Source organism: Pantoea sp. USMM079 (assembly GCF_037153115.1).
Taxonomy (GTDB): Bacteria; Pseudomonadota; Gammaproteobacteria; order Enterobacterales; family Enterobacteriaceae; genus Pantoea; species Pantoea communis.
Map to the genome: position 1 here is coordinate 1 of NZ_JBBCKX010000050.1, position 1,590 is coordinate 1,590.

The window sequence follows — 1,590 nt, forward strand, 5'->3', positions numbered from 1 at the left end:
CGGTATTCGCAGTTTGCATCGGGTTGGTAAGCCGGGATGGCCCCCTAGCCGAAACAGTGCTCTACCCCCGAAGATGAGTTCACGAGGCGCTACCTAAATAGCTTTCGGGGAGAACCAGCTATCTCCCGGTTTGATTGGCCTTTCACCCCCAGCCACAAGTCATCCGCTAATTTTTCAACATTAGTCGGTTCGGTCCTCCAGTTAGTGTTACCCAACCTTCAACCTGCCCATGGCTAGATCACCGGGTTTCGGGTCTATACCCTGCAACTTAACGCCCAGTTAAGACTCGGTTTCCCTGCGGCTCCCCTATACGGTTAACCTTGCTACAGAATATAAGTCGCTGACCCATTATACAAAAGGTACGCAGTCACCTAACAAGTAGGCTCCCACTGCTTGTACGTACACGGTTTCAGGTTCTGTTTCACTCCCCTCGCCGGGGTTCTTTTCGCCTTTCCCTCACGGTACTGGTTCACTATCGGTCAGTCAGGAGTATTTAGCCTTGGAGGATGGTCCCCCCATATTCAGACAGGATACCACGTGTCCCGCCCTACTCTTCGAACTCACAGTATGTGCATTTTTGTGTACGGGAGTATCACCCTGTACCCTGCGACTTTCCAGACGCTTCCACTAATGCACAAACTGATTCAGGTTCTGGGCTGCTCCCCGTTCGCTCGCCGCTACTGGGGGAATCTCGGTTGATTTCTTTTCCTCTGGGTACTTAGATGTTTCAGTTCCCCAGGTTCGCCTCGCAACACTATGTATTCATGTTGCGATGATGCACAGAGTGCACCGGGTTTCCCCATTCGGACATCGTCGGCTGTAGCGGTTCATATCACCTTACCGACGCTTTACGCAGATTAGCACGTCCTTCATCGCCTCTGACTGCCAGGGCATCCACCGTGTACGCTTAGTCGCTTAACCTCACAACCCACAGGCGTTTTGCAACGCATGCAGACTGCAAGCATTTGAGAGACTCGAACACATCGTTTATTCATTCTTATTACGGAGAATGAATACGACGTGTCGTTTCAATTTTCAGCTTGTTCCGGATTGTTAAAGAGCATAATACTTCGCAGCACACCGTTGCCGGTACGCTCTGAAGTATTGTTTTGAGTCACTGTAATGGTGGAGCTAAGCGGGATCGAACCGCTGACCTCCTGCGTGCAAGGCAGGCGCTCTCCCAGCTGAGCTATAGCCCCATACAGTTACTGCAGAGACCACTACTACCACTCACCAGGAGTCCCGTTTTTTGAAAACGGTAATTCGTGCTCAGGCAAGGCATGTACGAAGGACGTTTACTGTTGGGTAAACGACTGAGTACATAACGCCGCATGAGTGCGAATTTGGTAGGCCTGAGTGGACTTGAACCACCGACCTCACCCTTATCAGGGGTGCGCTCTAACCACCTGAGCTACAAGCCTGTAGAGGTTTTTTCTGCTCGTTACTTTTCTATCAGACAATCTGTGTGAGCACTGCGCGGGAAGGTATCTTCAGGTAAGGAGGTGATCCAACCGCAGGTTCCCCTACGGTTACCTTGTTACGACTTCACCCCAGTCATGAATCACAAAGTGGTAAGCGCCCTCCCGAAGG

2 tRNA genes and 2 rRNA genes are annotated in these 1,590 nt (G+C 51.3%); all 4 read right to left on the bottom strand.

From position 1 onward, the window contains the following. Positions 1-921 (bottom strand): 23S ribosomal RNA (locus WFP70_RS26415); the annotation flags it as partial. Positions 922-1,123: 202 nt separating this feature from the next. Continuing rightward, positions 1,124-1,199, bottom strand: a tRNA-Ala gene (locus tag WFP70_RS26420). A gap of 145 nt (positions 1,200-1,344) precedes the next feature. Beyond that, positions 1,345-1,421, bottom strand: a tRNA-Ile gene (locus tag WFP70_RS26425). Positions 1,422-1,495: 74 nt separating this feature from the next. Further along, positions 1,496-1,590, bottom strand: a 16S ribosomal RNA gene (locus WFP70_RS26430); the annotation flags it as partial.